The 23,414-nt window shown below is 40.2% G+C and carries 23 protein-coding genes; 7 read left to right on the top strand and 16 right to left on the bottom strand.

Annotated elements, in window-relative coordinates; all coding sequences use genetic code 11:
* Positions 1-18: 18 nt before the first annotated feature.
* Together ACOQON_RS14420 and ACOQON_RS14415 are read right to left on the bottom strand one after the other, a co-directional pair.
* Entirely contained in the window at positions 19-1,341 is a 1,323-nt protein-coding gene (locus tag ACOQON_RS14420; RefSeq protein WP_420576121.1) for a hypothetical protein, read from the bottom strand.
* 37 nt (positions 1,342-1,378) lie between these two features.
* Complete coding sequence (locus tag ACOQON_RS14415; RefSeq protein WP_420576120.1) at positions 1,379-2,188, bottom strand: glycogen/starch synthase; 810 nt, start codon at positions 2,186-2,188, stop codon at positions 1,379-1,381.
* Between the two features lie 113 nt (positions 2,189-2,301).
* Between ACOQON_RS14415 and panC the strand changes: the two genes are divergently transcribed.
* The 6 genes from panC to ACOQON_RS14385 all read left to right on the top strand — a co-directional run bounded on the left by panC (position 2,302) and on the right by ACOQON_RS14385 (position 7,572).
* On the top strand, positions 2,302-3,153 hold the full coding sequence (gene panC, locus ACOQON_RS14410) for a pantoate--beta-alanine ligase (protein WP_420576119.1): 852 nt from the start codon (positions 2,302-2,304) through the stop codon (positions 3,151-3,153).
* A gap of 6 nt (positions 3,154-3,159) precedes the next feature.
* Positions 3,160-3,510, top strand: coding sequence for an aspartate 1-decarboxylase (gene panD, locus ACOQON_RS14405; RefSeq protein ID WP_420576118.1), 351 nt, complete (start codon positions 3,160-3,162; stop codon positions 3,508-3,510).
* A gap of 5 nt (positions 3,511-3,515) precedes the next feature.
* A complete protein-coding gene (locus ACOQON_RS14400; protein ID WP_420576117.1) occupies positions 3,516-4,502 on the top strand; it encodes a lysylphosphatidylglycerol synthase transmembrane domain-containing protein in 987 nt (328 codons plus the stop codon).
* Between the two features lie 88 nt (positions 4,503-4,590).
* Positions 4,591-5,280 carry a zinc metallopeptidase gene (locus tag ACOQON_RS14395; protein WP_420576116.1) on the top strand — a complete coding sequence of 230 codons (690 nt, stop codon included), beginning with the start codon at positions 4,591-4,593 and terminating at the stop codon, positions 5,278-5,280.
* A gap of 123 nt (positions 5,281-5,403) precedes the next feature.
* Positions 5,404-6,543: an acyl-CoA dehydrogenase gene (locus tag ACOQON_RS14390; protein WP_420576115.1), complete on the top strand. Its 1,140-nt coding sequence runs from the start codon at positions 5,404-5,406 to the stop codon at positions 6,541-6,543.
* Positions 6,544-6,657: 114 nt separating this feature from the next.
* Positions 6,658-7,572: a helix-turn-helix domain-containing protein gene (locus ACOQON_RS14385; RefSeq protein ID WP_420576114.1), complete on the top strand. Its 915-nt coding sequence runs from the start codon at positions 6,658-6,660 to the stop codon at positions 7,570-7,572.
* On the opposite strand, the gene ACOQON_RS14380 is transcribed toward ACOQON_RS14385, so the two are convergent.
* The 4 genes from ACOQON_RS14380 to ACOQON_RS14365 are packed head-to-tail and all read right to left on the bottom strand — an operon-like array spanning position 7,569 to position 11,200.
* Positions 7,569-7,949 (bottom strand): hypothetical protein, encoded by a 381-nt coding sequence (locus ACOQON_RS14380; protein ID WP_420576113.1) that lies wholly within the window; start codon positions 7,947-7,949, stop codon positions 7,569-7,571. The two genes, ACOQON_RS14385 and ACOQON_RS14380, sit on opposite strands and share 4 nt — an antisense overlap.
* A complete protein-coding gene (locus ACOQON_RS14375; protein WP_420576112.1) occupies positions 7,927-8,286 on the bottom strand; it encodes a phage holin family protein in 360 nt (119 codons plus the stop codon). The genes ACOQON_RS14380 and ACOQON_RS14375 overlap by 23 nt, the downstream gene beginning before the upstream one ends.
* Positions 8,287-8,309: 23 nt before the next feature.
* Entirely contained in the window at positions 8,310-9,455 is a 1,146-nt protein-coding gene (locus tag ACOQON_RS14370) for a Na/Pi symporter (protein ID WP_420576111.1), read from the bottom strand.
* Positions 9,456-9,481: 26 nt separating this feature from the next.
* A complete protein-coding gene (locus tag ACOQON_RS14365) occupies positions 9,482-11,200 on the bottom strand; it encodes a Na/Pi cotransporter family protein (RefSeq protein ID WP_420576110.1) in 1,719 nt (572 codons plus the stop codon).
* Positions 11,201-11,426: 226 nt separating this feature from the next.
* Between ACOQON_RS14365 and ACOQON_RS14360 the strand changes: the two genes are divergently transcribed.
* Positions 11,427-12,596: a porin gene (locus ACOQON_RS14360; RefSeq protein WP_420576109.1), complete on the top strand. Its 1,170-nt coding sequence runs from the start codon at positions 11,427-11,429 to the stop codon at positions 12,594-12,596.
* 2 nt (positions 12,597-12,598) lie between these two features.
* Here ACOQON_RS14360 and ACOQON_RS14355 read toward each other — a convergent pair whose 3' ends face one another.
* The 10 genes from ACOQON_RS14355 to trmD all read right to left on the bottom strand — a co-directional run bounded on the left by ACOQON_RS14355 (position 12,599) and on the right by trmD (position 23,412).
* The gene (locus tag ACOQON_RS14355) at positions 12,599-13,789 is read right to left on the bottom strand and encodes a M20 metallopeptidase family protein (protein ID WP_420576108.1); all 1,191 of its coding nucleotides are present in this window, start codon (positions 13,787-13,789) and stop codon (positions 12,599-12,601) included.
* Entirely contained in the window at positions 13,782-14,276 is a 495-nt protein-coding gene (locus tag ACOQON_RS14350) for an SPOR domain-containing protein (protein ID WP_420576107.1), read from the bottom strand. The genes ACOQON_RS14355 and ACOQON_RS14350 overlap by 8 nt, the downstream gene beginning before the upstream one ends.
* Positions 14,258-17,611, bottom strand: coding sequence for a preprotein translocase subunit SecA (secA, locus tag ACOQON_RS14345; RefSeq protein ID WP_420576106.1), 3,354 nt, complete (start codon positions 17,609-17,611; stop codon positions 14,258-14,260). Before secA ends, ACOQON_RS14350 begins: the two co-directional genes overlap by 19 nt.
* A gap of 98 nt (positions 17,612-17,709) precedes the next feature.
* Positions 17,710-18,480 (bottom strand): diaminopimelate epimerase, encoded by a 771-nt coding sequence (gene dapF / locus ACOQON_RS14340; protein ID WP_420576105.1) that lies wholly within the window; start codon positions 18,478-18,480, stop codon positions 17,710-17,712.
* Positions 18,481-18,545: 65 nt separating this feature from the next.
* On the bottom strand, positions 18,546-18,911 hold the full coding sequence (rplS, locus tag ACOQON_RS14335; RefSeq protein WP_420576104.1) for a 50S ribosomal protein L19: 366 nt from the start codon (positions 18,909-18,911) through the stop codon (positions 18,546-18,548).
* A 75-nt stretch (positions 18,912-18,986) separates the two neighbouring features.
* Positions 18,987-19,601 (bottom strand): response regulator, encoded by a 615-nt coding sequence (locus ACOQON_RS14330; protein WP_420576103.1) that lies wholly within the window; start codon positions 19,599-19,601, stop codon positions 18,987-18,989.
* Complete coding sequence (locus tag ACOQON_RS14325) at positions 19,598-20,380, bottom strand: sensor histidine kinase (protein WP_420576102.1); 783 nt, start codon at positions 20,378-20,380, stop codon at positions 19,598-19,600. Before ACOQON_RS14325 ends, ACOQON_RS14330 begins: the two co-directional genes overlap by 4 nt.
* Before the next feature lie 605 nt (positions 20,381-20,985).
* Positions 20,986-21,615, bottom strand: a complete 630-nt coding sequence (locus ACOQON_RS14320) for a hypothetical protein (RefSeq protein WP_420576101.1) — start codon at positions 21,613-21,615, stop codon at positions 20,986-20,988.
* A gap of 177 nt (positions 21,616-21,792) precedes the next feature.
* Complete coding sequence (locus ACOQON_RS14315; RefSeq protein ID WP_420576100.1) at positions 21,793-22,668, bottom strand: hypothetical protein; 876 nt, start codon at positions 22,666-22,668, stop codon at positions 21,793-21,795.
* Between the two features lie 69 nt (positions 22,669-22,737).
* Entirely contained in the window at positions 22,738-23,412 is a 675-nt protein-coding gene (gene trmD / locus ACOQON_RS14310) for a tRNA (guanosine(37)-N1)-methyltransferase TrmD (RefSeq protein ID WP_420576099.1), read from the bottom strand.
* Positions 23,413-23,414: the final 2 nt, after the last annotated feature.

Genomic DNA, 23,414 nt, shown 5'->3' with positions numbered 1-23,414 from the left:
TGGTATTAAACTTTATTATTAGTCCACTTCTGTATAGTAAATTCTCAATTTAACGCCATTCTCCTTAAAAATAGTTCTTTGAAGAGTGACATCAATTGGACTTATTAATACCAAGTCATCAATTTCTTTAACAACACCGTTTGTTGGAGTTAAGAAAGTCAAAGTAGTATCTTCTTTTGGATCAAACCGCTTATACAACTGTTGGAAAAAGAGGGTAGGTGTTAATATGATTTTTGATTTATCATTACTAAGCGACCCATTAGCCGGATTTGATTCTTGCCTTAGATAACCATTATCAGACATCACAATATTTCCAAACGGGTTGCTAGCTAAAGCCGGGCCGAAGATACTTTCATCCGGTTTCCTGAAGAAGGAAATCAAATTAACCAAGGTGTCACGCTGATTTTCAGACTCAAATTCAAATGAGACTGAAGCATTGTTAATTATAACATTTCTGTTTTCTTCAAAAAAATCTTCCAGGGCGGTTAGTCTAAAGGCGGTACTTAAGCCCATAAGTGGATCAACTACAGTTTTTCCTGATGAAAGATCAAAATTTTGACTTTCCGTAATACCGCTAAATTCAGAGCTCGATAAGTCACGTTCCAGGTATGAATAATTCTTGCCTGAGAATCTAAAGGAAGTTAGATAGGTTGTGTCTTTGACATCAGGATTGACCGGGGATGAGTACATTATCATCCTTGAAGTATCACTAGAAAAGTCAAATGATGTGATGCTCTCCGAAGAAGCACCCGGCAACAAGCCAAGAGACTGGAAAACCGTTGAGGATGTCGTTTGATTAGGGTCACCTGCTATCTCACTCAATTTATCAAAAAGGCTTTGTGAGAACGGATCACTTATTTTCAATCTATATATCGTGTCAGTCAACGCATTAATAGTACTGGAATATGATCCTATTTGTGAAATTGGTGTTTGCTTCAATCTGGATAAGTATATGGCACTACTTTCCAAACTGTCTTCAAGTTCGTGTAAGGTAAATTCCTGATAAGAATTTCCTGATAAAGGTATAATTGCATTAGTTTCTACCGTGAAGATCAATGAATCCAACTTAAGGGTATCGGACCCGTCTTCTTCCTTCGGCAAAGGGCCTTGTTCATAAAAGAACTGGAAGTACCCTTCGGCACTCACAGACCCTGTCAGAGGGTCAGAATAATTACCAACGAAAACCCTGTTTTCACCATCCGTTCTTAAACTATCAATGTAGATATTACTTGCTGGCAATGTGAACTCAATAAGCTTCACACTTGCATCGGATCCTAAATCATACTGAATACCAAGGTCGTCTTGAGTATCACAGCCGAAAAAAACCGGGATCAAAATCATTAATCCCGGTTTTAATATCTTTTTAATAGATAGCTTATTAGCCAATAAGTTCATTGTATAAATTGTAGTAAGACTCTTCAAAATTTTCATCCTTCTCTATCGTGTCTGTTTTCTTGTCTCCTAAATCTGCTATGAGTTTCTTAAAGCTGTCCGTATTTTCCTCTTTAGCATTGATCACTGCATCTGCATATTGCATGCCAAGCTTCACGAAACCATCATAATCAGCAGTTTTTAGTGGATCTAGCATTTGGTCGTCAATATCGATCATTTTTACCTTCTCTAACAAGTCATCACCAAATTTATGCGTGAATCGATTGTTATAAATTGTGAAAACGGTCTTTGAGTCCTTGTATATAGGGTCATTTTTATACGTCGTTTTCGTGTAAAGAGGGATTAGACTGGTCATCCAGTCATTGCAATGAATGATATCTGGGGACCAGCCCAACTTCTTCACCGTTTCCAATACGCCCTTACAGAAAAAGATTGCTCTTTCGTCATTGTCTTCAAAAAAGTTGTCTTCCTTGTCAAAGAATACGGATTTTCTGTAGAAGTAATCCTCATTGTCAATGAAGTAAACTTGCAACTTAGCGTTAGGAATAGATGCTACTTTAATCACAAGTGGTTTTTCTTCGTCACCTACCGCGATATTGATTCCCGATAGTCTCACTACCTCGTGTAGTCTGTTCTTTCTTTCGTTGATGAGTCCGAATCTTGGAACTAAAATCCTGATTTCCATTCCTCGCTCTTGCATCGCTTGAGGAAGCCTTCTCACAAACTCCGCTACTTCTGTGGTTTTGAGAAAAGGGTTGATCTCGCTAGCCACATAGAGGATTCTAATGTTTTCCATAAGTGCTTTTGATTAATTTCTTGATGGGACCTTAAAAATGACCACAAATTTACCATTTTTTTGATTTATTATCAACGCTTTCAATAAGTTAGCCTTTTAAACCCATCAAGTATATGCGCATAATCAGCGCCCTGAGTGAGCTTAAGGACGTAATTTTATCTTACAGAAAAAATTCACAAACCATTGGGTTTGTACCTACAATGGGTGCCCTTCATAAGGGACACATTGCCCTTATCGGTAATTCGACGGAGCAAAATGAGGTGACAGTAGTAAGTATTTTTGTTAACCCTCTACAATTTAACAACGCATCAGACCTGGCGCTATACCCACGTGTTGTTGAGGAGGATATTGAGTTATTAAAAACATATAAGGTTGACGTTGTTTTTATTCCGGAGGAGGATGAATTTTATCCTGAAAAGCCATCAATTTCCGTTGATTTTGGTGAGTTGGCAAACCGACTTGAAGGAAAGTTCAGACAAGGCCATTTTGAAGGTGTTGGTGTTGTAGTGAGTAAACTGTTGCATTTAACAAACCCAGACAGAGCTTATTTTGGTCTAAAGGACTTACAACAATTCCTTTTAATCAAAAGAATGTGTCAGGAGTTAAACTTTCCATGTGAGGTCGTAGGTGTTGAGACGGTGAGAGAGGAGTCTGGATTGGCCCTATCTTCAAGGAATCGCAGACTCACTGAAAACGGCCAAAAAGTAGCGTCCACTATATTTAAAGGACTTCAGTCAATTCAATTAGGAATAGAGGAGGGGAAAAGTCTAAATAAGCTCTTGCAAGAAACAGAAAAGAGGTATCAAGGTGAAGAGGGTTTTGATTTGGAGTACTTAGAGGCCGTTGATACGAAGGAGCTTTTGCCAGTTAATAATTATTCATCGCTTCACGAACTTGCGATATGTGTTGCTGGTTATGTAGAAGGCGTAAGACTAATCGATAATTTATATTTGCGCCTCAAATAGCAGGGAATGTTAATAGAGGTACTAAAATCCAAAATTCACAGAGTAAAGATTACTGAGGCAGAGCTTCATTATGTCGGTTCAATTACCATAGATGAAGACCTAATGGAGGCAGCCAATCTGGTGGAGAATGAAAAGGTTCAGATTGTCAACATCAACAATGGGGAACGGTTGGAGACCTATGTAATTAAAGGTGTGCGTGGATCCGGCCAAATATGCTTAAATGGGCCTGCTGCAAGAAAAGCTCAAGTGGGTGATGTTGTCATCATTATTTCATATTGTTCCATAAAGCAGAAAGAAGCACAGAGTCATAAGCCTGTAGTTATTTTTCCTGATGAGAAGAACAAGCTAGGCTCTTAATCTAAATGTCCAAAAGCTTAATTATCCTCTTAAAAGTCCTGATCAGCATTGGTCTGGCAGGTTTACTTCTATATCTGGTATTCAGAAACATTGAGTGGGTTGAGTTTTGGGAGCGAACAAAGACGGTAGATTATTCCTGGGTTATTGCTTCAATAGCTCTTTCTGTGGTTGCTTATGTTGCCAGGGCATACAGGTGGAATATTTTGCTTGAGCCCTTAGGATACAAGCTGAGGACTTCCCGAACTACATTAGCTGTTTTAGTGGGGTATTTGGCTAATCTAGCCCTTCCACGTTTGGGTGAAATAACCCGATGCGGGATCTTAAAAAGAAATGATAATGTGGCTGTCCCTTCAGCATTAGGTAGTGTTGTAACCGAGCGAATCATAGATGTTTTTACACTACTCTTACTCATACTAGTTAGTTTGATCGTCGAATCAGAACGCCTTTTTACTTTCTTGACTACCGCATACCAAGATTTACAAATACCGAACTATGTGGTAGTGATCGTTATAATTGTACTTATTCTTGGGATGACTGGGTTGATATTCTTTATAAGAAGACAAGATAAGTTGAAAGGAAAGCTTGCAGCACTTATAAAAGGATTCATAGAAGGTTTACTTTCCTTAAAAGACATAAAAAGGCCAATCGGGTTTTTGGTTTCTACCGCTATTCTCTGGGTAGTCTATTATTTGATGTCATATATCATATTTTTTTCTTTACCCGAAACCTCTCACCTTGGTTTAGGCGCAGGGTTTATGCTACTCATTACAGGAGGTATTGCTTTGTCTCTTCCCGTTCAGAGCGGTTTTGGCACATACCATGGAATGGTGGCTGGCATGCTATTACTTTATTCGATTGATGAAACGACAGGAGTTTTTTTAGCAACGCTTTTGCACACCTCTCAAATCATGGCTATCGCTCTTTTTGGCAGTATTGCACTGATTATTTCGTTTATCATTAGGCGAAGAACTGCTAAAAAAGAGACAAATTGACAGAGTGTGAGATTGGCCTGAAAATGGCAGTAACTTCACACAGGTTTTGTCGTATTCGATTTAATAAACAAGAAAGAAAAGAATAGATATGTTAATAGTAATCATTGTTGTGTTCATGATCGCCAGCTGGGCAGTCAGCACAAGATTGAAAAATAAGTTTAAGAAATACTCTCAGGTGACATTGGGCTCTGGTCTTTCAGGCAGAGAGATTGCGGAACTGATGTTGCGAGACAATGGCATTTATGACGTAAGTGTAACATCAGTAGAGGGTAAGCTTACAGACCATTATAATCCGGCTAATAAAACAGTAAACCTAAGCTCGGATGTCTACAATGGACGGTCAGCCGCTGCTGCTGCAGTAGCTGCCCACGAATGTGGTCACGCAGTGCAACATGTGAAAGCATATCGGTGGTTGGAGTTTCGATCAGCGATGGTGCCGGTTCAAAACGTGAGTGCCAAAATCATCAACTTCGTATTTATTGCGATGTTCATTGGTGCATTTGGTCTCAATATGCTTGGAACAAGCACCGCTTTATTGGTGATTACCGGCTGTTACAGTGTATTCACACTATTTGCCTTTGTTACACTCCCTGTTGAGTACGATGCAAGTAATCGTGCGCTGGCATGGATTCAGGATCGAAATATTGTAGATGACCGAGAGCATAAAATGGCAAAAGATGCGCTAAATGCAGCGGCCTCTACTTACTTGGTAGCAGCACTTGGTGCACTGGCTACATTGCTGTATTACGTGATGATATTCCTGGGAAGCAGAGATTAAAAAAATCAATCATTCTAGTAATTAAGCCCCAAACATTGGGGCTTTTTTGTTGGTTAATAGTCTGCATGCATAACAATGAATATATTTGCGGCCAATTCTATTTAAACCATAATCCAACGACAGATGAATTTCAACTTAACTGAGGAGCAATTAGCAGTTAGAGATGCAGCCAGAGACTTTGCGCAAAAGGAACTCTTGCCAGGTGTAATTGAACGAGATGAGAAGCAGCAATTTCCTGCAGAGCAAATTAAGCAACTTGGAGAATTGGGATTTATGGGTATGATGGTGGATCCAAAGTATGGTGGTAGTGGAATGGATACTGTTTCGTACGTACTTGCAATGGAAGAAATTTCTAAAGTAGACGCATCTACCTCTGTTTGTATGTCAGTAAATAATTCCCTTGTTTGTTGGGGACTTGAAAAATATGGAACAGAGGAGCAAAAAGAGAAATACTTGAAGCCATTGGCTAGTGGTCAGAAAATAGGAGCTTTTTGTCTATCAGAGCCGGAAGCCGGATCAGATGCCACATCTCAGCGAACGACAGCTGAGGATAAGGGGGATTATTACTTACTGAACGGGACAAAAAACTGGATTACAAATGGTAATTCTGCATCGTATTATATCGTAATCGCTCAGACTGATCCAGAGAAAAAGCATAAAGGTATCAATGCCTTAATTGTGGAGAAGGACATGGAGGGATTTACCGTAGGTAAAAAGGAGGACAAACTGGGTATTCGTGGAAGTGACACACACTCTTTGATGTTTCAGGATGTAAAAGTGCCAAAATCAAATAGGATTGGTGATGATGGATTTGGCTTCACATTCGCAATGAATGTATTAAATGGTGGTCGAATTGGAATTGCCGCACAAGCTTTAGGAATAGCTTCGGGAGCGATGGAGCTGGCACTTAAATATTCACAGGAAAGAAAAGCCTTTGGCGTGGAGATATCTAAACACCAGGCTATTCAATTCAAACTGGCTGACATGGCTACACAGGTTGAAGCAGCTCGTCTTCTTTGCCTAAAAGCAGCGCAGATAAAAGATGCCGGTGAAGACTTTTCTCAAGCTAGTGCTATGGCCAAATTGTATGCTTCTGAAGTGGCCATGAAGCAAACGGTTGAGGCTGTGCAAATCCATGGTGGATATGGATTCGTGAAAGAATACCATGTTGAAAGATTGATGCGGGATGCCAAGATTACGCAGATATATGAGGGAACATCCGAAATACAACGAATCGTAATTTCTCGTGGTTTATTGAAATAGTTCAATACCTGAAAAACCTGTCACCCTTCGTTTATTAGGTTTTAAAGACGAATATTATTAGATTCGTCCTATTATTTTACTATTTATTAATAGATTAACCTGCTTTATTTATAAATGGAGGACTACAATAAGATTATCGAGTCACTGGAAATAAGGTATGTGAAGGCTAAAAATATTAATATTTTGAAGCCGGTAACTATCGACAATAACTACGAGGTTGAAAACTATCTGATCCTCGTGACAGGTGGCGAAATCAAGTTTGGTAAAGAGAAAGAGGTAGCCTCCGAGGGTGATGTGATCTTTGTTCCGGGTGGACGACCAGTTTCTATAAGTTATGGATCGGGCGACCCAACAGTACTTTCAAAAGATGATTTTTTAACCAATAAAGATCAGTTTTTGAAATCATTTGGTGAGCATTCCATTAGTGATGAGCACTATTGTTATGTTGCCTTTGATGCCAAAGCGTTTGACTCAGTTAATTTCTTTTCATCGTTAGACATTCCACCTTTTAAAATACAGGAAAACTATAAGCTGGCAGGGCTTATAAAGCAGATCAATGATGAAATAAAGGCGAATATGCCCGGCAGAGACCGAATCGTGAAGGTACTGACCGAGAATATGACTATTGAACTGATCAGGTATATTTTGAACAATAGTCTTTTTGTAGAAAAGCTGGCAACAAACAGTACCTACTTCAAAGACCCACGACTCATAGATATCTTCACATTTATAAAAGAAAACTTATCTGACGACCTTTCTAACAAGGTCTTGGCTAATGTGGCCAATGTTTCAGAGGATTATGTTGGACAGTATTTCAAAATGCTGACAGGGATCAATCCTCAGGACTACATAGAATATCAGCGAATGGAGGCAGCCGTCAATCTTTTGCGTACAAGTAAGAAGAGCATCCGGGATATTGGTAAAGAGGTTGGTTATAAAGACACTGCTTACTTCTGTAGAAGGTTTAAAATGATGTTTGGGATACCTGCAGGCAAGATGAGAAGAAGAGAGTCGTTGATGAACGTTTAGTCTTCTTTTTCTGAATCTCCTTTTTCTTCTGTATTCTTTTTTTCACTCATTCCCTCATCTTCCAAAATTCCGTCAAGTACTCTATTTAGGTAGGGAAGTAGTAGTGCTGTAATTCTGGATGTACTTCCGCTGGAGTATTTGTGTCTTTTCTTTTTCTTCTTTTTGGGTTTTTCCTCTTCCTCCTCTTCCTCCTGAAAAAAAGCATTCCAAATCCAGTATCCAGCGAGTCCAACCAATCCCGCAATCAAAGCAATTTTCCCTACTCGCATAGCTTTTTCTTTCATTTCATCAGAATTGCTATCCAGCTGCATTTTTATTTTTTCTTCTCTTTCGGCGAGAGCTTTAACACGACTTTCAATTGTCTCTTTCTTGCTCATACTTGGCTTCTTCTAATTTAACAATGAGTAATTCAATCCATTTTTGCAGCTTTCTACTTTTCACAAGAATGACCACCAAAATAATAATCAGAAAATAAACGCTGGCAATTATCAGGTAACCATAATACGTGTGGTCAAGAGCGGCATTAATCATTTCGGCGAATGCGAAGCTGAGAAAGAATAAAAAGAAGAAGGTTAAAATGGCCAGCATGGAAAGAGCCAATACCCCGGAAAGCATACGAGCCACCCTGGCAATGATCCTGAGCTTGATCTGCTCGGTTTTCACCTCAATGAATTCCACGATATTATCGATCACCTTTCTTGCTGATGAGGCCATATTAGCTTCGTTTGTCTACAAAGCTAATCCTCAGAAGTCACTTCTACAGGATCAGATTGTTTTTCGGTTGACTTTGAGAAATAAATAAGTGTAAAAGGCAACAGAAAAAACGCAATGAATATATAAGCAAACCCAACCAGCCTGATTTTGACTGTTATTCTTCCCATTTTCTTGGCTAGATAAACAGGAATTTGGGAGAGGTAAGGAATTAAGAAAAATATCAAAACACCTATAAGATTGAAGAGTAAGTGTACAAGCGCCAGGCTGATTGCAGCTTCTGATTGGAACATTGCTGCAATCAATGCAGTAATGGTTGTGCCAATATTTGCACCTAGAATAAACTGAAATGCTTTTTTAATTTTCACCTTTCCTGTTGCCACAAGCGGTACAATGAGAGAGGTAGTGAGTGAGCTTGACTGTGCAACGGAAGTAATGATAAGCCCCCAGCTAAAGGCTCTGTATTTATTTTTAAATACAACCTTCTCAAATCGGTCTTTTGTACGACCTATAAGGATTTTGTACAGCCACTTGGAGATGAGCTTGATGCATGTGAATATCAGGACGGCTCCAATAAGTAGTGAAATGATGGGTCCGAGACCTGACACAAGCCACTCAGAGCATGTTTCAAAAATGGAAGTGAATCCATAATTTCCTGAATTATCCAAGCTGGAGTTGCCTGAAATATGCATGACGGAAGAAATTGAAGCACTTATTTTTTCCAGAAACCGATAGTTAACCTCCAATGGGAAGAGTAGAAGCACTGTAAGAATATTGAAGAAGTCATGTGAGGTACCAGCTGCTACCGCTCTTCTAAACTCTTTTTGTTTTGAGATATAACTCATGGAAACGATTGTGCTTGTGATGGTCGTCCCAACATTGGCTCCTAAGACTATTGGTATAGCATTTTGGAGGCTTATTGCCCCGGATGCTACGGCAGCTACGGCGATAGAGGTGGTAGTAGAGCTACTTTGCAGCAAGGCAGTTGAAAGTAAACCAATAAATAATCCAATGAAAGGATTGGCTGTAACAACCGAAATGCTCTCTGTTAATGGCCCAGCGATTTTTGCAATAGAGTATCCTAATAGCTCAATTGAGAGCAAAAAGAATAAAACGGACACGATGATTACGAGTGTCCGGGTAAGTATGGATTGGTAAGTATTCTTTTCCATGTCGGATGACAGGAATGCGTCACTCATCATTCGGCTTCCATCTCTTCTTTTAATACCCTTTCTTTCTCACCAGTCATTGCTTCTGAAACATTGATGGCATGGTCGCCAACTTTCTCACATAAGTGGAAAAGGTCCTTGTACCATCCATCCCGTTGAGGGTCATATTTATCTTTCTTGATATCCTTCGTTAGATCTTTTCTTAAAGAGTTTCTCAGGCTATCAATTTTTTCCTCAACGATCATTGCAGGTTCTAAGCTCTTATCACCGTTCGTCGTGTTTAGGTTTTCAGCCATGATCTTGAGCGCCTCATCAATCAACTCCATCATTTCCTGAAGATTCTTTATCTGCTTGCTCTTAAACTTTTTATCACTCTTGAGAATGCGCTCCACATCACGAGACATTTGGAAAAATATATCTCCAATACGCTCTAAATCATTTACCGCACTTAATAAGCTGGTAACTTTAATAGTACTTGTGTCACTCAAAGTACCGCTCGAAGTAACTTTCATTAAATATTCAGAGATCTCATGCTCCATTCGGTCAGTCATTATCTCATAATCCCTGATCTTCTTAAGTTGCTTTTTCTGTTTTTTGGGCTTCTCTTCAACAATTAGATTTTGAAATTGCTTCGACATTTTCTGAGTCATTTCACCCATACGCACTGTTTCCTTTCTGGCTTCTTCAATGGAAAGCTCTGCGGTATTCATCATTCCGGTACTGATGTATTCTAACTGGAACTCATCATCACCTGTAGACTTAATGAATTTAGTAACCGTATTGGCGATGAAATTCACAAACCAGATTAAGAAAAGCGTGTTTAATATATTGAATGCCGAATGGAAGATGGAAAGCGCAACAGGGATGCTTGTTGCTGTAACAAATGGAGAAGCAGAGCCGCTGGAGACGAGATACCAATCTACCAAATTCAATGCCGGTCTGATGAGAATAAGGATCCAGATAACTCCAAAGATGTTAAAGATGAAGTGAGACAGAGCTGCCCTCTTTGCGTGAACATTACCCACCAAAGCAGCAAGGTTAGCCGTGATGGTTGTACCAATATTTTCTCCCAAAACCATGGCAGCAGCTAGTTCAAAAGGAATCCAGCCATTATTGGCCATTACCAGTGTTAGCGCCATCGCTGCACTTGAAGATTGAACGACAACTGTAATTCCTGTTCCTATCAAAACAAAAAGAAGGATTGATAGGTAACCCAAATCTGTATACTGACCCAGGAATTCAAGAATCTGAGGATTGGATTTCAAGTCCGGAACGGAATCTTTTAATAGAGCCAATCCCATAAATAGTAGGGCGAATCCTACCAATACTTCACCCCAAAACTTTAACCTTTCCCTGTTGAAGAACATCAATGGAAATCCAAATGCGATGATGGGTAGCGCATAGCTTGCTATTTTCACTTTGAACCCTACAATTGAAATCAGCCAGGCAGTGATCGTGGTTCCAATGTTCGCACCCATTATTACCCCGATTGACTCTGTAAGTGAGAGCAGGCCGGCATTCACGAAACTCACCACCAGAACGGTGGTGGCGGATGAGGACTGAACTAAGCTGGTAATGGTGAACCCTGTGAAAACTCCTTTAAAACGATTGGATGTCATGGAGCTAAGAATGTTACGCATTTTAGCTCCAGCCACTTTCTGAATCCCTTCACTCATCACCTTCATCCCGTAGATGAAAAAACCAAGAGCACCAAGGAGATTAAGTAATTCGAACAGTCCGTATTGCATCTTTCAGATTTTTTAAGTTCTGCAAAGGTATCCGCTCAATGTTTCGTATATGTTAAGAAATTGTTTAGTCTGAATGTTGAATCTGAGGTTGGTCTCAGGTTTTCGGTACCCAAAATCGTCCCTATCTCCATGTTAACCTATTGTTAACTATTTAACATAGGGGAAATAATTGGGTAATACTAAAGCCCTAACATTGCGGCTTAATTTAGAGAACCATTAAAAAATTATGAATTTTTCTAAATATTGGACTTTTCTGGTGTTTTTACTTGCAACAACGGTGAGTGCTCAGGATACGACCACAAGTTCTTGGGGTAAGCGCTTGCAGTTCGCTGCACAAGATTCTTCATTCTTTCTCAAATTTGGGTTTCGATTTCAAACCTTGTATGACGGCAGATACAATCTGGAGGATGATATCTATGAAGATGCATTGATGGTTAGGAGAACCCGATTAAAGTTTGACGGGTGGGCAATCGACCCGCGAATTGTGTATAAGCTGGAGTTGGCGGTATCAAACAGGGATCAACGAAGTGGCCACAATAATGAGTCGGGTAATACTGCTAACATTGTTTTGGATGCCGTTATAAAATGGAATTTTGCAGAGAATTGGTACGTCTGGTATGGTCAAACCAAATTGCCCGGCAACAGAGAACGTGTAATATCGTCTCAGGATTTGCAGTTTGTAGATCGAAGTTTGGTAAATGCCCGCTTCAACCTTGACAGGGATGTAGGAATACAGCTGCGCCATAAGAGTGCTAATGATAAATTCCGGCAGATTTTGGCTATTTCCATGGGGCAGGGGAGAAACGTAATTGATAGAAACCCTGCGGAAGGCTATGAAGTTACAGGAAGGCTCGAATTTCTTCCTATGGGAAGCTTTAAAGGAAAAGGAGATTACTTTGGTTCTGATTTGGAGAGAGAGTCCTCACCAAAATTGTCTATTGGCATTACCGGTGATTTGAATACGAACGCAGTTCGTTCAAGAGGAAATCTTGGAGGTTTTGTGACGGTCTCCGAAACGGATGATACATATTTACCTACCGATTTAAGGTCCTTTATAGCAGACATGATGTTTAAGTACAATGGAATTTCTGCCATGTCTGAGTTTGTGAAGCGTTCAGCAGGGAATAATGAAGGAAGATATGGTACAGGGACCGGATTCGTTTTCCAGGCGGGCTACCTGATGCCGTCAAATTGGGAGATCGCTGGTAGATTCACCAATATCGATGCTGATGATACGAATACTGTCTTTGCAGATCAAAAAGAGTATACTTTAGGAGTCTCGAGGTACATTTCGGGTCACGATTTAAAGTTTCAGAGTGATATTAGCTATCAAAGTTTCCCCGGACAAACGACGGAGTACCTGATCTTTAGATTCCAAACAGAGATTGCCTTATAATTTTAGCTATTCAGCTCATTGATGGCTAAGAAGGCCATCAATCCCATTCCGGTTTTGAGTGCACTCTCATCGATATTAAAGTTTGGTGTATGGACGCCCGAAGTAATTCCTTTTTCATCATTTCGGGTACCTAATCGATAAAAACATCCCGGGACTTCATGGGAGTAAAATGCGAAATCTTCAGCAGCCATCCATAGGTCAAGCTCTACGACATTTTCTTCTCCCATGTAATTTTTAGCTGCTTCTATATTTCTCATGGTGTACGCTTCGTCATTAACCAGAAATGGATAACCTGAAGCAATATCTACCTCACAAGACCCGCCCATGGATGAGGCAATAGAGGTGGAGATGTCTTTAATTTTTTGAAGAGCTTCTTTCCGCCACTCTTCATCAAATGTGCGAAATGTCCCGTCAACTTTTACTTCATCCGGGATGACATTATTGATGTTTCCACCTGCAATTTTTCCAAAAGAAAGAACTGATGGTGTTTTGGGATTAGCCATCCGACTCACTATTTGTTGAAGTGCCACGATGATTTGACTCGCGATAGCAATCGGATCGACGAAATTTTCAGGCATTGCCGCATGGCCACCTTTTCCTTTCACCGTTAAGTAAACCTCATCGGCACTCGCCATGTATTTTCCAGGGCGGAACCCTACTTTTCCTTCAGGGATCAATGGCATTACATGCTGGCCTAGAATACTATCAGGTGCTGGGTTTTTCAGGATACCTTCTTTGATTAAGATAGAAGCTCCACCTGGAGACTTTTCTTCAGCGGGTTGAAATATAAACTTGATCGTTCCACTAAATTGATCGGTAAGTTGAGAGAGGATTTTTGCCACCCCCAAAAGATTGGAGGTGTGAACATCGTGCCCACATGCATGCATGACACCCTCATTTTTCGATTTGTAGGAAACATCATTAGCCTCTGTTATCGGAAGCGCATCAATATCGGCTCTCAAGGCGATGGTCTTTCCCTTTTCTTTCCCTTCAAGACAAAAAGTAACACCTGTTTTTGCGATTCGTTGTGTGTTAGTTATGCCGAAAGAATGAAGTTTTTCTTCAATAAATTTTGCCGTATTGTGCTCTTCAAATGAAAGCTCAGGATGGGCGTGGATATGACGCCTTATTTCAAGAATTTCTTCAAAATAAGATTCCGAGAGGGACTTTATTTGCTGAATCAGGTCACTCATATGTTTGAAGGAACCTTTCTGGAATGAGTAAAGCTCTCGGGAACTCTTTCTTGACTTGTTGATGGATGCGGTTGGCCTTGAGTCTATTCGTGAATTTTCCAGCCTTCACCCTAAAATTGGGCTGATGGTATGAAACTTTTGGTTCGAGTTCGGGAAAGATTTCATTCATTTTGTATCGCGCGTCATTAGCATCCTGACGACTGTTGCCGGAGTAAACCTGAATGACGTAACCATCCACGTACCTACCGGCTTTGTTTTGCTGATATGCCACCCTGCTAATGCTATCTAGTTCCGTTTTTATATGACCACTTAGTGGGACATAGGGCTCGGATTTCACCTCTTGCACAACTTCGGTGCTGTCTTTTTCTACGTCAATCATAACCGGCCTGTGTATGCTCAGATCTTCTGAATACACACTGGTTGAAGTAGGTGTGGAGGCCTTACAGGCTACCAAAAAAAGTAATATGATCAGTCGATAAGTACGCATTTATTGTTTTTAATGTCGTCTTCCACTGTTTTGTATTTTACATCTTTCTTCACTGACCCATCAGCATATTGCACATTCACTCGCTGATTTCTGCTAGCGATTTTTTGCGAATGAACTGGTTGCGTTTGTTGCTGAACAGGAGGTCTGTTTCCTCCTTGTGGCCCTGCCAGGGCAGAACGACTTTCTTCTTTTTGTTCTTTGTAGTTGCGAGCAGTTTTCTGCTTTTGCGCTGCTTGAACATCGTCGGCTTGTTCAACCGGGATTTCCGCTTTCATCAGGAATGAAATTGTCTCCTCATTTACTCGTCCAATAAAGCGTTTGAACATTTCAAACCCTTCAAACTTGTAGATTAAAAGCGGATCTTTTTGCTCGTATTGCGCATTTCGAACACTTTGGCGCAAATCATCCATTTCTCTTAAGTGCTCTTTCCATAGAAGGTCAATGGTTGCCAAGGCGATCATTTTTTCCATTTCAAGGATTACTTCTCGTGCCTCTGTTTCAACAGCTTTCTTCAGGCTAACAGATGTGCCTATTTGTTTTTTGCCATCAGTAAACGGAACAAGCACATTTTCCAGTGTAGCTCCTCTTGTCAGATTAAGCTGTTTTAAGATCGGAAGCGCTTTGTCCTTTATGATCTGATTTTTTTGTTGATAACTCTTCAGCGCTTCTTCATATAATTTATTTACCAGCGTGTTTTCATCCCCTTTTTCCAGCTCTTCCTGAGTTAGGTTGAAGTCAAGGCCAAGGATTGAGATTGCATTCAATTTCAGGCTATCAAGGTCGTTTGTACCCTTCGCATTAAATACAATGTCTTCACATGTTTCAAGAAGCATATTGAGGATATCCAGCTCTAATCGCTCCCCATAAAGGGCATTTCTTCTTCGCTTATAAATCACTTCACGCTGACTGTTCATTACATCGTCATATTCGAGGAGGTTTTTACGAATAGCGAAGTTGTTTTCTTCCACTTTTCGCTGTGCACGCTCAATTGACTTGGTAATCATTGAGTGCTGGATAACTTCACCTTCCTGAAGACCTAATCGGTCCATGATTTTAGCCACACGATCCGACATAAAGAGTCGCATCAAATTATCCTCAAGTGAAACGTAGAACTGAGATGATCCCGGATCTCCCTGACGTCCGGAACGACCTCTAAGTTGTCGGTCTACTCGCCTGGATTCGTGCCTTTCTGTACCTATGATGGCCAGACCCCCTGCTTCTTTTACTTCCGGAGTTAGTTTAATATCGGTACCACGACCTGCCATGTTGGTGGCAATGGTTACTGCCCCGGGCTTACCGGCTTCAGCGACTACATCGGCCTCTCTGGCGTGTTGTTTAGCGTTCAAAACCTGATGTTTGATATTTCTCATTTTGAGCATCCTGCTCAAAAGCTCGGAAATTTCTACTGAGGTTGTACCCACAAGCACAGGCCTGCCTGCCTGGGTTAGCTCCACAACCTCTTCTGCTACAGCATTAAATTTTTCACGAATGGTTTTATAAACCTTATCATTTTCATCATGTCGCGCGATTGGCTTGTTGGTTGGAATCACAACCACATCCAACTTGTAGATGTCCCAAAACTCACCAGCCTCTGTTTCGGCTGTTCCTGTCATACCGGCGAGCTTATGATACATTCGGAAATAGTTTTGAAGGGTGATGGTAGCATACGTTTGTGTAGCGTCCTCAACCTTTACATTTTCTTTCGCTTCAATAGCCTGGTGTAATCCGTCCGAATAACGACGACCTTCCATGATACGACCGGTCTGTTCATCTACAATCTTCACTTTTCCGTCCATCACCACATACTCCGTATCTTTTTCATACATGCAGTATGCTTTCAATAATTGATTGACGGAGTGAATTCGTTGACCCTTCACATTGTAATCGCGAATGATGACTTCTTTTTTCTGAAGCTTATCATTCTCAGAGAGTTCTTCATCTTTTTCCAGCTTGGCGATCTCGTCACCGATATCCGGTAGTATGAAAAAATTCGCATCTTCTCCTTCTCCCGTGATCAGGTCGATTCCTTTTTCAGTCAGGTCTATGCTATTGATTTTCTCATCAATGGTGAAATAGAGTGGCTCATCCGCCTCAGGCATTCTTTTCTGATTGTCAGCCAGATATACATTCTCTGTTTTCTGAAGGATTTGTTTGATCCCTGTTTCACTCATAAACTTAATGAGTGGTTTATTCTTTGGAAGACCTCTGAAAGCTCTGAATAGGGGAAGGCCTGCTTCTGCCTCTTTTCCTTCTTTGACTAATTTTTTTGCTTCATTCAGGTAATCGCTCACTAGTTTTCGCTGAGCATCTACCAGTCGCTGAATTCTTGGTTTTAGGTCATAGAATTCATGCTCGTCACCCTTAGGAATAGGACCGGAAATGATCAGTGGTGTTCTTGCATCATCAATAAGTACCGAGTCTACCTCATCGACCATTGCATAATGGTGTTTTTTCTGCACCAGCTCCTCCGGACTTCTGGACATATTGTCCCTCAGATAGTCAAAACCGAATTCGTTGTTGGTGCCATAAGTGATATCCGCGAGGTAGGCATTCCTTCGCTCGGGTGAGTTAGGTTGATGATTGTCAATACAATCGATTTTTAGCCCATGGAATTCGAAAATTGGCGCATTCCATTCAGCATCTCTTCGCGCCAGATAATCGTTTACCGTAACAATATGAACGCCTCGTTCTGCCAGTGCATTGAGGTATGCAGGTAGTGTAGCTACGAGCGTTTTACCTTCTCCAGTCTGCATCTCAGCAATTTTACCCTGATGAAGTACCACGCCACCAATCAGCTGAACATCGTAATGAACCATATTCCATACCACCTCATTGCCGGCAGCCATCCACCTGTTTTTCCAGGTGGCCGTTTCTCCGCTAATTTCTACATTGTCTTTTTTGGCAGCTATTTCTTTATCATGTTGGGTGGCAGCTACAACTATTTTTTCATTTTCTGCAAACCTTCTTGCAGTCTCTTTTACAACAGCAAAGCCCAGTGGAAGAATATCCATCAGCACTTTCTCCAGCTCTTCATCACGGTCGCTTTCTAATTTATCAATTTGGGCGAAGATTTCTTCTTTTTGATGTACATCCAGAGAATTATCTTCATCCACTTGATCATGTAGCGTGGCTATTTGATCATCTATTTCTTTCAGACGATCCTTAATGATTGATTTAAGCTCTGTGGTTTTTCCTCTAAGCTCATCGTCAGAGATATCTCTAAGCTTTTCAAATTCAGCGTTGATAAGTCCAACGTAAGGATTGAGTTCTTTTAAGTCCTTCTCTGTTTTCGTGCCAAAAATTTTGGCAATTCCCTTCGTGATCGAGTTTAGCATTGAAAATTTTTATTTGTAGATCCTGCGAGGATCGTTTGTTTCCAAATTAGCCTTTTATTAAAAGGCCTTAAAGTTATAATGGTTTAGTGTAAGAGTAGTCAGATTGTTACACTTCCTTCAAACACTTTTTCAGCCGGTCCTGCAAGCCAGATGTTAGTGAAGATGCTATCCTCGTTCTTGAAAGAAACGTTAAGTGTTCCTCCCTGTGTTTGTATCTGAACCGGACTTGGAAACCCAAGGTTTCCAGCCATGATTCCTACAGCAGTTGCACCGGTCCCGCAACTTAGTGTTTCATCTTCAACTCCTCTTTCATAAGTTCTGATTTTCACCCTGTCTTGCAAAAGCTGTGCGAAGTTGACATTCGTGCCATTTTGGCCGGAATATTCCGAACGATTGCGGATTTTACGTCCTTCTCCGACAACATCAAGGTCTTCTAAATCCTCACTTAATACGATATGATGAGGTGACCCGGTGTTAATATACCACTCACGGTCATTGAGTTTTTTAATTTCTTTTACATCAAAGAGCTGGAAATGAATATTTCCGTTTTCTTCTTTGATTTTGTGGATTCCGTCTGTGGTTTCAAACGTGGCAGCATTGTTCACTATCCCTAATGTTTGTGAGAACGCAAATCCGCAGCGAGAACCATTACCGCAAAGGCTTTGAGATCCATCAGAGTTGAAGTAGACCATGCGATAGTCCAGTTCTGGGTGATCTTGAATGAGAATCAACCCATCAGCCCCTATCCCGAATCTTCGATCGCATAGTTTTTTTATTAGCTCAGTATTGGTTGGGAAGGATTGATCTCTATCGTCAATCAGGATAAAGTCGTTACCCGTGCCTTGATATTTGGAGAATTGCAGCTTCATATCAGGCTAAATTAACCGGATAATGGGCAAAAAAAATCCCGATACTAAGATCGGGACTGAATTTTTTATTTTGAAGAAAGCTTCTCTTTGATTCGAGCAGCTTTTCCTTTTCTTCCTCTTAGGTAGTAAAGTTTAGCTCTTCGCACGCTTCCTTTTCTCAACACTTCTATTTTTTCAATATTAGGAGTAAGGATAGGGAAGATCCTTTCCACCGCAATATCACCGGATACCTTTCTTACAGTGAAGGTTTCACCGTTTGTGTTTCGATTATTAATAGACATTACAGTTCCCTGGAACTGCTGCACACGCTCTTTGTTTCCTTCTTTAATTTTATAGTGAACATTAATGGTGTCACCTGGTGCGAATGAAGGATACTTAGCTTTAATCTCTTTGTACTCTTCCTCTACTACTTTCAATAATTCTGTGCTCATTTCTGTACTCTTTGCTGAGTGTTTTGAAAAAGGAGTGCAAATATAGAAATAAGTATCGGAAAAAAAGGAATTCAGTTAAATAATTCCAATATTGAGTGCGTATTGAATGAGCTCTGAGCTGCTGTGTAAATCTAGCTTTTTTAAGATGTTTTTTCGGTGGGTTTTTACGGTGTGTTCAGAGATATAAAGCTCATTTGCAATTTGTGAGCTGGTCATACCGTCACCAAGCTTTCGAATAATTTCAATTTCACGGTCACTCAAGGTGTAGTTTTGCTTTGATTCTTCTTTGGAGAAGTTTTGGATTTGATCATAATACGATTTTCCACTTTGAACGCGAGCGATTGCATCTGACAATTCTTTTCCTGTGTTGTTTTTGAGCAAGCATCCGTCAATGCCAATTTTTACAATTTCTTCAACAAATGACTTTTGGGCGTACATGGTGAGGATAATGACTTTCACTTCAGGGTAAGTGGCTTTGATTCTTTTTGCACACTTGATCCCATCCATTTCAGGCATATTAATATCAAGCACAACCACGTCTGCTTTGTTGTTTTTTAAGAAGTCCAGTACCTCCAATCCATTAGCAGCCTCTCCGATCACGTTGAAATCTTCTCTCGAACTCAAGACCAATTTGAGGCCATCAATAACAATTTGGTGATCGTCTGCGAGCACTATTTTTATCTTTTTCATAGTTCTGAGATTTCAATAATAAAGGTGCTGCCTTTACTGATACGGGAATCTATAGTAAGGTCCCCGTTCAGCTTTTGCACCCTGTTTTCAATATTTTTTAGCCCCATTCCACGGGTGATTTCATTTCTATCGAACCCTATGCCATTATCCTCAAAAATCAGGTTGAGTGATTTATCCATCTGGGTTAGTTCAAGGTGGATTTTGGTGGCTTTGGCGTGTTTTAAAGTGTTGTTAACCATTTCTTGGATCATGCGATAGATTTCAAGTGAAATTTCTGGACCCAGATTTTCTTCAATTTGGATGGATATGTTGAATGTGAGTTTTCGTATGGATGAGACCGCTTCTGATAGTTGTTTGATTGCGGCTTCAAGACCAAAATGGTTGAGCATGCCTGAATCAAGGCTATGGGAAATTTTACGGGTTTCTTCGTTGGCTAGTCGGGTTGTTTCCCCGATTTTTTCCGCCAGTCTCTTCATTTCTTCCGGCTTCTTCGTTTGTAGAGCGTCTGCATACATGTTGAGTGTTACCAGGATACTGCCAAGATTATCATGTAGCTCTGCTGCGATTCGTTTACGTTCTTTATCCTGACCTTCCAGTAAGGCGTAGGTGGTTTTGGCTTCTTGTTCACTGAGTAAATTTTGAATCTGTTGGTTTTCCAGATTTTTCTTAATAAGCTTTCGTTGGTAGAGATAAATGAATAGAACCACCGAAAAGGCTAAAAAGAGCATACCAAAAGAGCCAAAAAAAAGAACATATTCGGTATCAATCTCCCCTGTCATATCTATATTTTTTTAGAGCAACGATGAAACCCATCGCGAATAAAAAGTTTTTGAGAATATTAGCAAGGTGAGTGAATGACCATGGTAATGGACCATTCAAAATTTCGTGGCTCAAAACTATTGTAAACATTGAACCGGAGAAGTAAAACAATAATCCAATTACAAACCAGAAATCAGGTAGCCTTTCAATTAGGAGATTTTGCTCCTTATGATAAATTTCATAAAGGAATAGGATACATATAGGAATGTTAGCGAGAGCATGAATAGAGAAATATCTGGTTAGGTAAAAGTTGAAATTTAAGGTTGTAATTGTAAGGAGGAAGTAAAGGAGAAGAATTAAGTAGATTATTTGCGGGATTTTGCTCTTTATTACCCTTTTATAGAAAAAGAAGAGAAAAATTATTTCCAATAAAAAATAGGTATTGATAACAAAGTAATTTACTCCATAGAGCTTTGCAAATAAAAAAGAAATCCAATCGGATAATGCTGAGTTAAGAATTAGAAGGAAAGCAAAGATAAAAGTACGATTCATGGATTCCCTCATCAAAAATATACTTGTAATAAGTGGGATCAATGGAGAGAAATTAGAACCGTACTTTAAAATATCAACTACCTGATTCACAAACGTCTGGACAAGGGTTAGAATTGTTAAGAGAAACGGTTCCGTCTTTCTGAGCACTCACTTCAGATTTTAAATTACGATCAGGAATATCCTGATAAACGATCCTTGAGTCTTTGAAAATGTGGTCTCCTTCTTTATCTACTGGCGTGATGAATGCATCAACATAGAAAACTGTTTTACGATTAATTTCCCGTGAACTTTTGCCAAGGTGAATTCTGATTCCTGTTAAACTATCTGCTGAAGTCCTATATCTATTTAATGAATCGATATCATTCACTAGCTGTTTTATCTCATCTAATCCAAAAGAATAAGAAGTAGACATTGAAAGATCAAGTGATTGCATCGCAGGTTTTAAGGCTAGCTTAATTGATTTGAAGTCGTTTATGTGCCTTTCAGCTTCTATTTTAGAAATTCTTGTACCAAGACCTCTTGACACTCTTCTGTCTCTTCTTAATTGAGCCTCAAGAGTATCAACGAGTGCGATTTGTTCTTTGGTTGGAGGTGTCAAGCCCAAGAAATTTTCTTTCGAGCTATCATCACTTGGTTTAAGATAAAAATAACAAGCAACAACTCCTATTAAAATGCCGATGATCAAAATAAATGTCTTTTTCATTTTTCTAAGTTTAGGTTAGTTAATTGGTTTCTTTAAAAATATGGAATCAAACGGATGATTCACTTTATTCTTTGATAAAGATCATGACGATAATGATAATGTGAAATACCTATCTGGGGGTATTTATAAATAAAAAAGCCCTCCAAGGAGGGCTTTTAAGAAGTTAAAATTATTCTCTTATTGAGGGCAACTAACTCCAAGATCCCATGCAGTTCCACCGCCAATACATCCACTCATGTAGACAGTGACAGTTCTTGAAGTAGATGGGTTGTAGTTAACGTCTATAGTACCTGTACCACTTACATACCCATTTTGGCCATCTCCACAGCTGCTAACAGGCGGGAAAGATGAGCTACCAAGACTTGAGCCAGAACCTCCAATCCACTGATCGTTATAGAAAACATCAATACGATCCTGAATCGAGTACATGTCATAGCTTATTGTAGCAGTTCCAGGAGAATCACCCAGGTCATATGTGGCAATGGTTAGCCCGTCACTACCACTTGTAAATGCCGGGCATTCTTGAATTGGTCCCACAGTAACACAGGTGGTGAGCAGGTTACTAACTCGTCCACTATTATCATAAATACAATAAGTCAGGCAGAAATCTCCCTCCTGTACGCTTGCTGGAATCCCAACCGGAACGACTAGCAGGCCGTCTTGAGTTGATGTACCGTCAGGAATATCAAAATAACTGGTTGCTCCGTTTACCTGAACATAGCACCCCCCATATCCCTGAACGGACTCAAAATTGAATGGTAAGTACAATGTATTGTCTGAAACAACAGTAGCTGAGGTTTGATTACCAAATACATTAGGTGCATCTGAATCGGTACTTGGTGCAGGTGGCTGTCCGCCTACATTCTGGCTCCCTGGAATAACCAATACCCCGGTTAAAGCATCAGCATCTGATGGATCTACTTCAGCGGGTGCTGCATCGTCATCTCCACCACCACAGCTGGTGATGAGTATTAAAGTTGAAAAGCCTATAAAAAGGCTTAGAATCTTAATTGAATTGTAAAGTGTCTTCATGGCTATAATATGATTTTTCACCAAAAAGACGTATTAGTGGGGTGATATAAAATACCTACTTAGGGGTATTTTTTAGTGAAGAACAACTGATCAATGAAGTAGATCTGGCCTTCTATTTTCTGTTCTTTTTAACGCCTCCTCATTTCTCCAGGCTTCAATTTTGGCTTCATGACCAGAAGTCAGCACCTCAGGCACTTTCCATCCTTTGTAATCTGCTGGACGTGTATAGACTGGAGGTGCTAGCAGATTATCCTGAAAGGAGTCAGAGAGCGCGGAAGTTTCGTCGTTTAGTACACCGGGGACGAGTCTTATGAGGGAGTCGGCCAAAACCATGGCTGCCAATTCTCCACCGGATAGCACATAGTCTCCAATACTTATCTCTTTGGTGATTAAATGATCCCGTACTCGTTGATCCACACCCTTATAATGACCACAGAGAAAGATGAAATTCTCTTTCAAAGAAAGTTGATTGGCTATGGATTGATTGTAGGTCTCTCCATCGGGAGTAAGATAAATAACTTCATCATACGTTCTTTTCTTCTTTAGCTGGGAGATGCATTTGTCAATAGGCTCAATCATTAAAACCATTCCAGCCCCACCACCGAAAGCGTAATCATCTACATGCTGATGCTTTCCGGTAGCATAATCCCGTAGATTATGGATTTCCAGTTCTACAAGGCCTTTATTTACGGATCGCTTTACAATGCTTTGAGTAAGTGGCCCTTCGAAGAGATCTGGTAAACAAGTAATAATATCTATCCGCATGA

The organism is Ekhidna sp. (assembly GCF_965221965.1).
GTDB lineage: Bacteria > Bacteroidota > Bacteroidia > Cytophagales > Cyclobacteriaceae > Ekhidna.
This window is presented reverse-complemented; position numbering and strand designations above follow the sequence as displayed.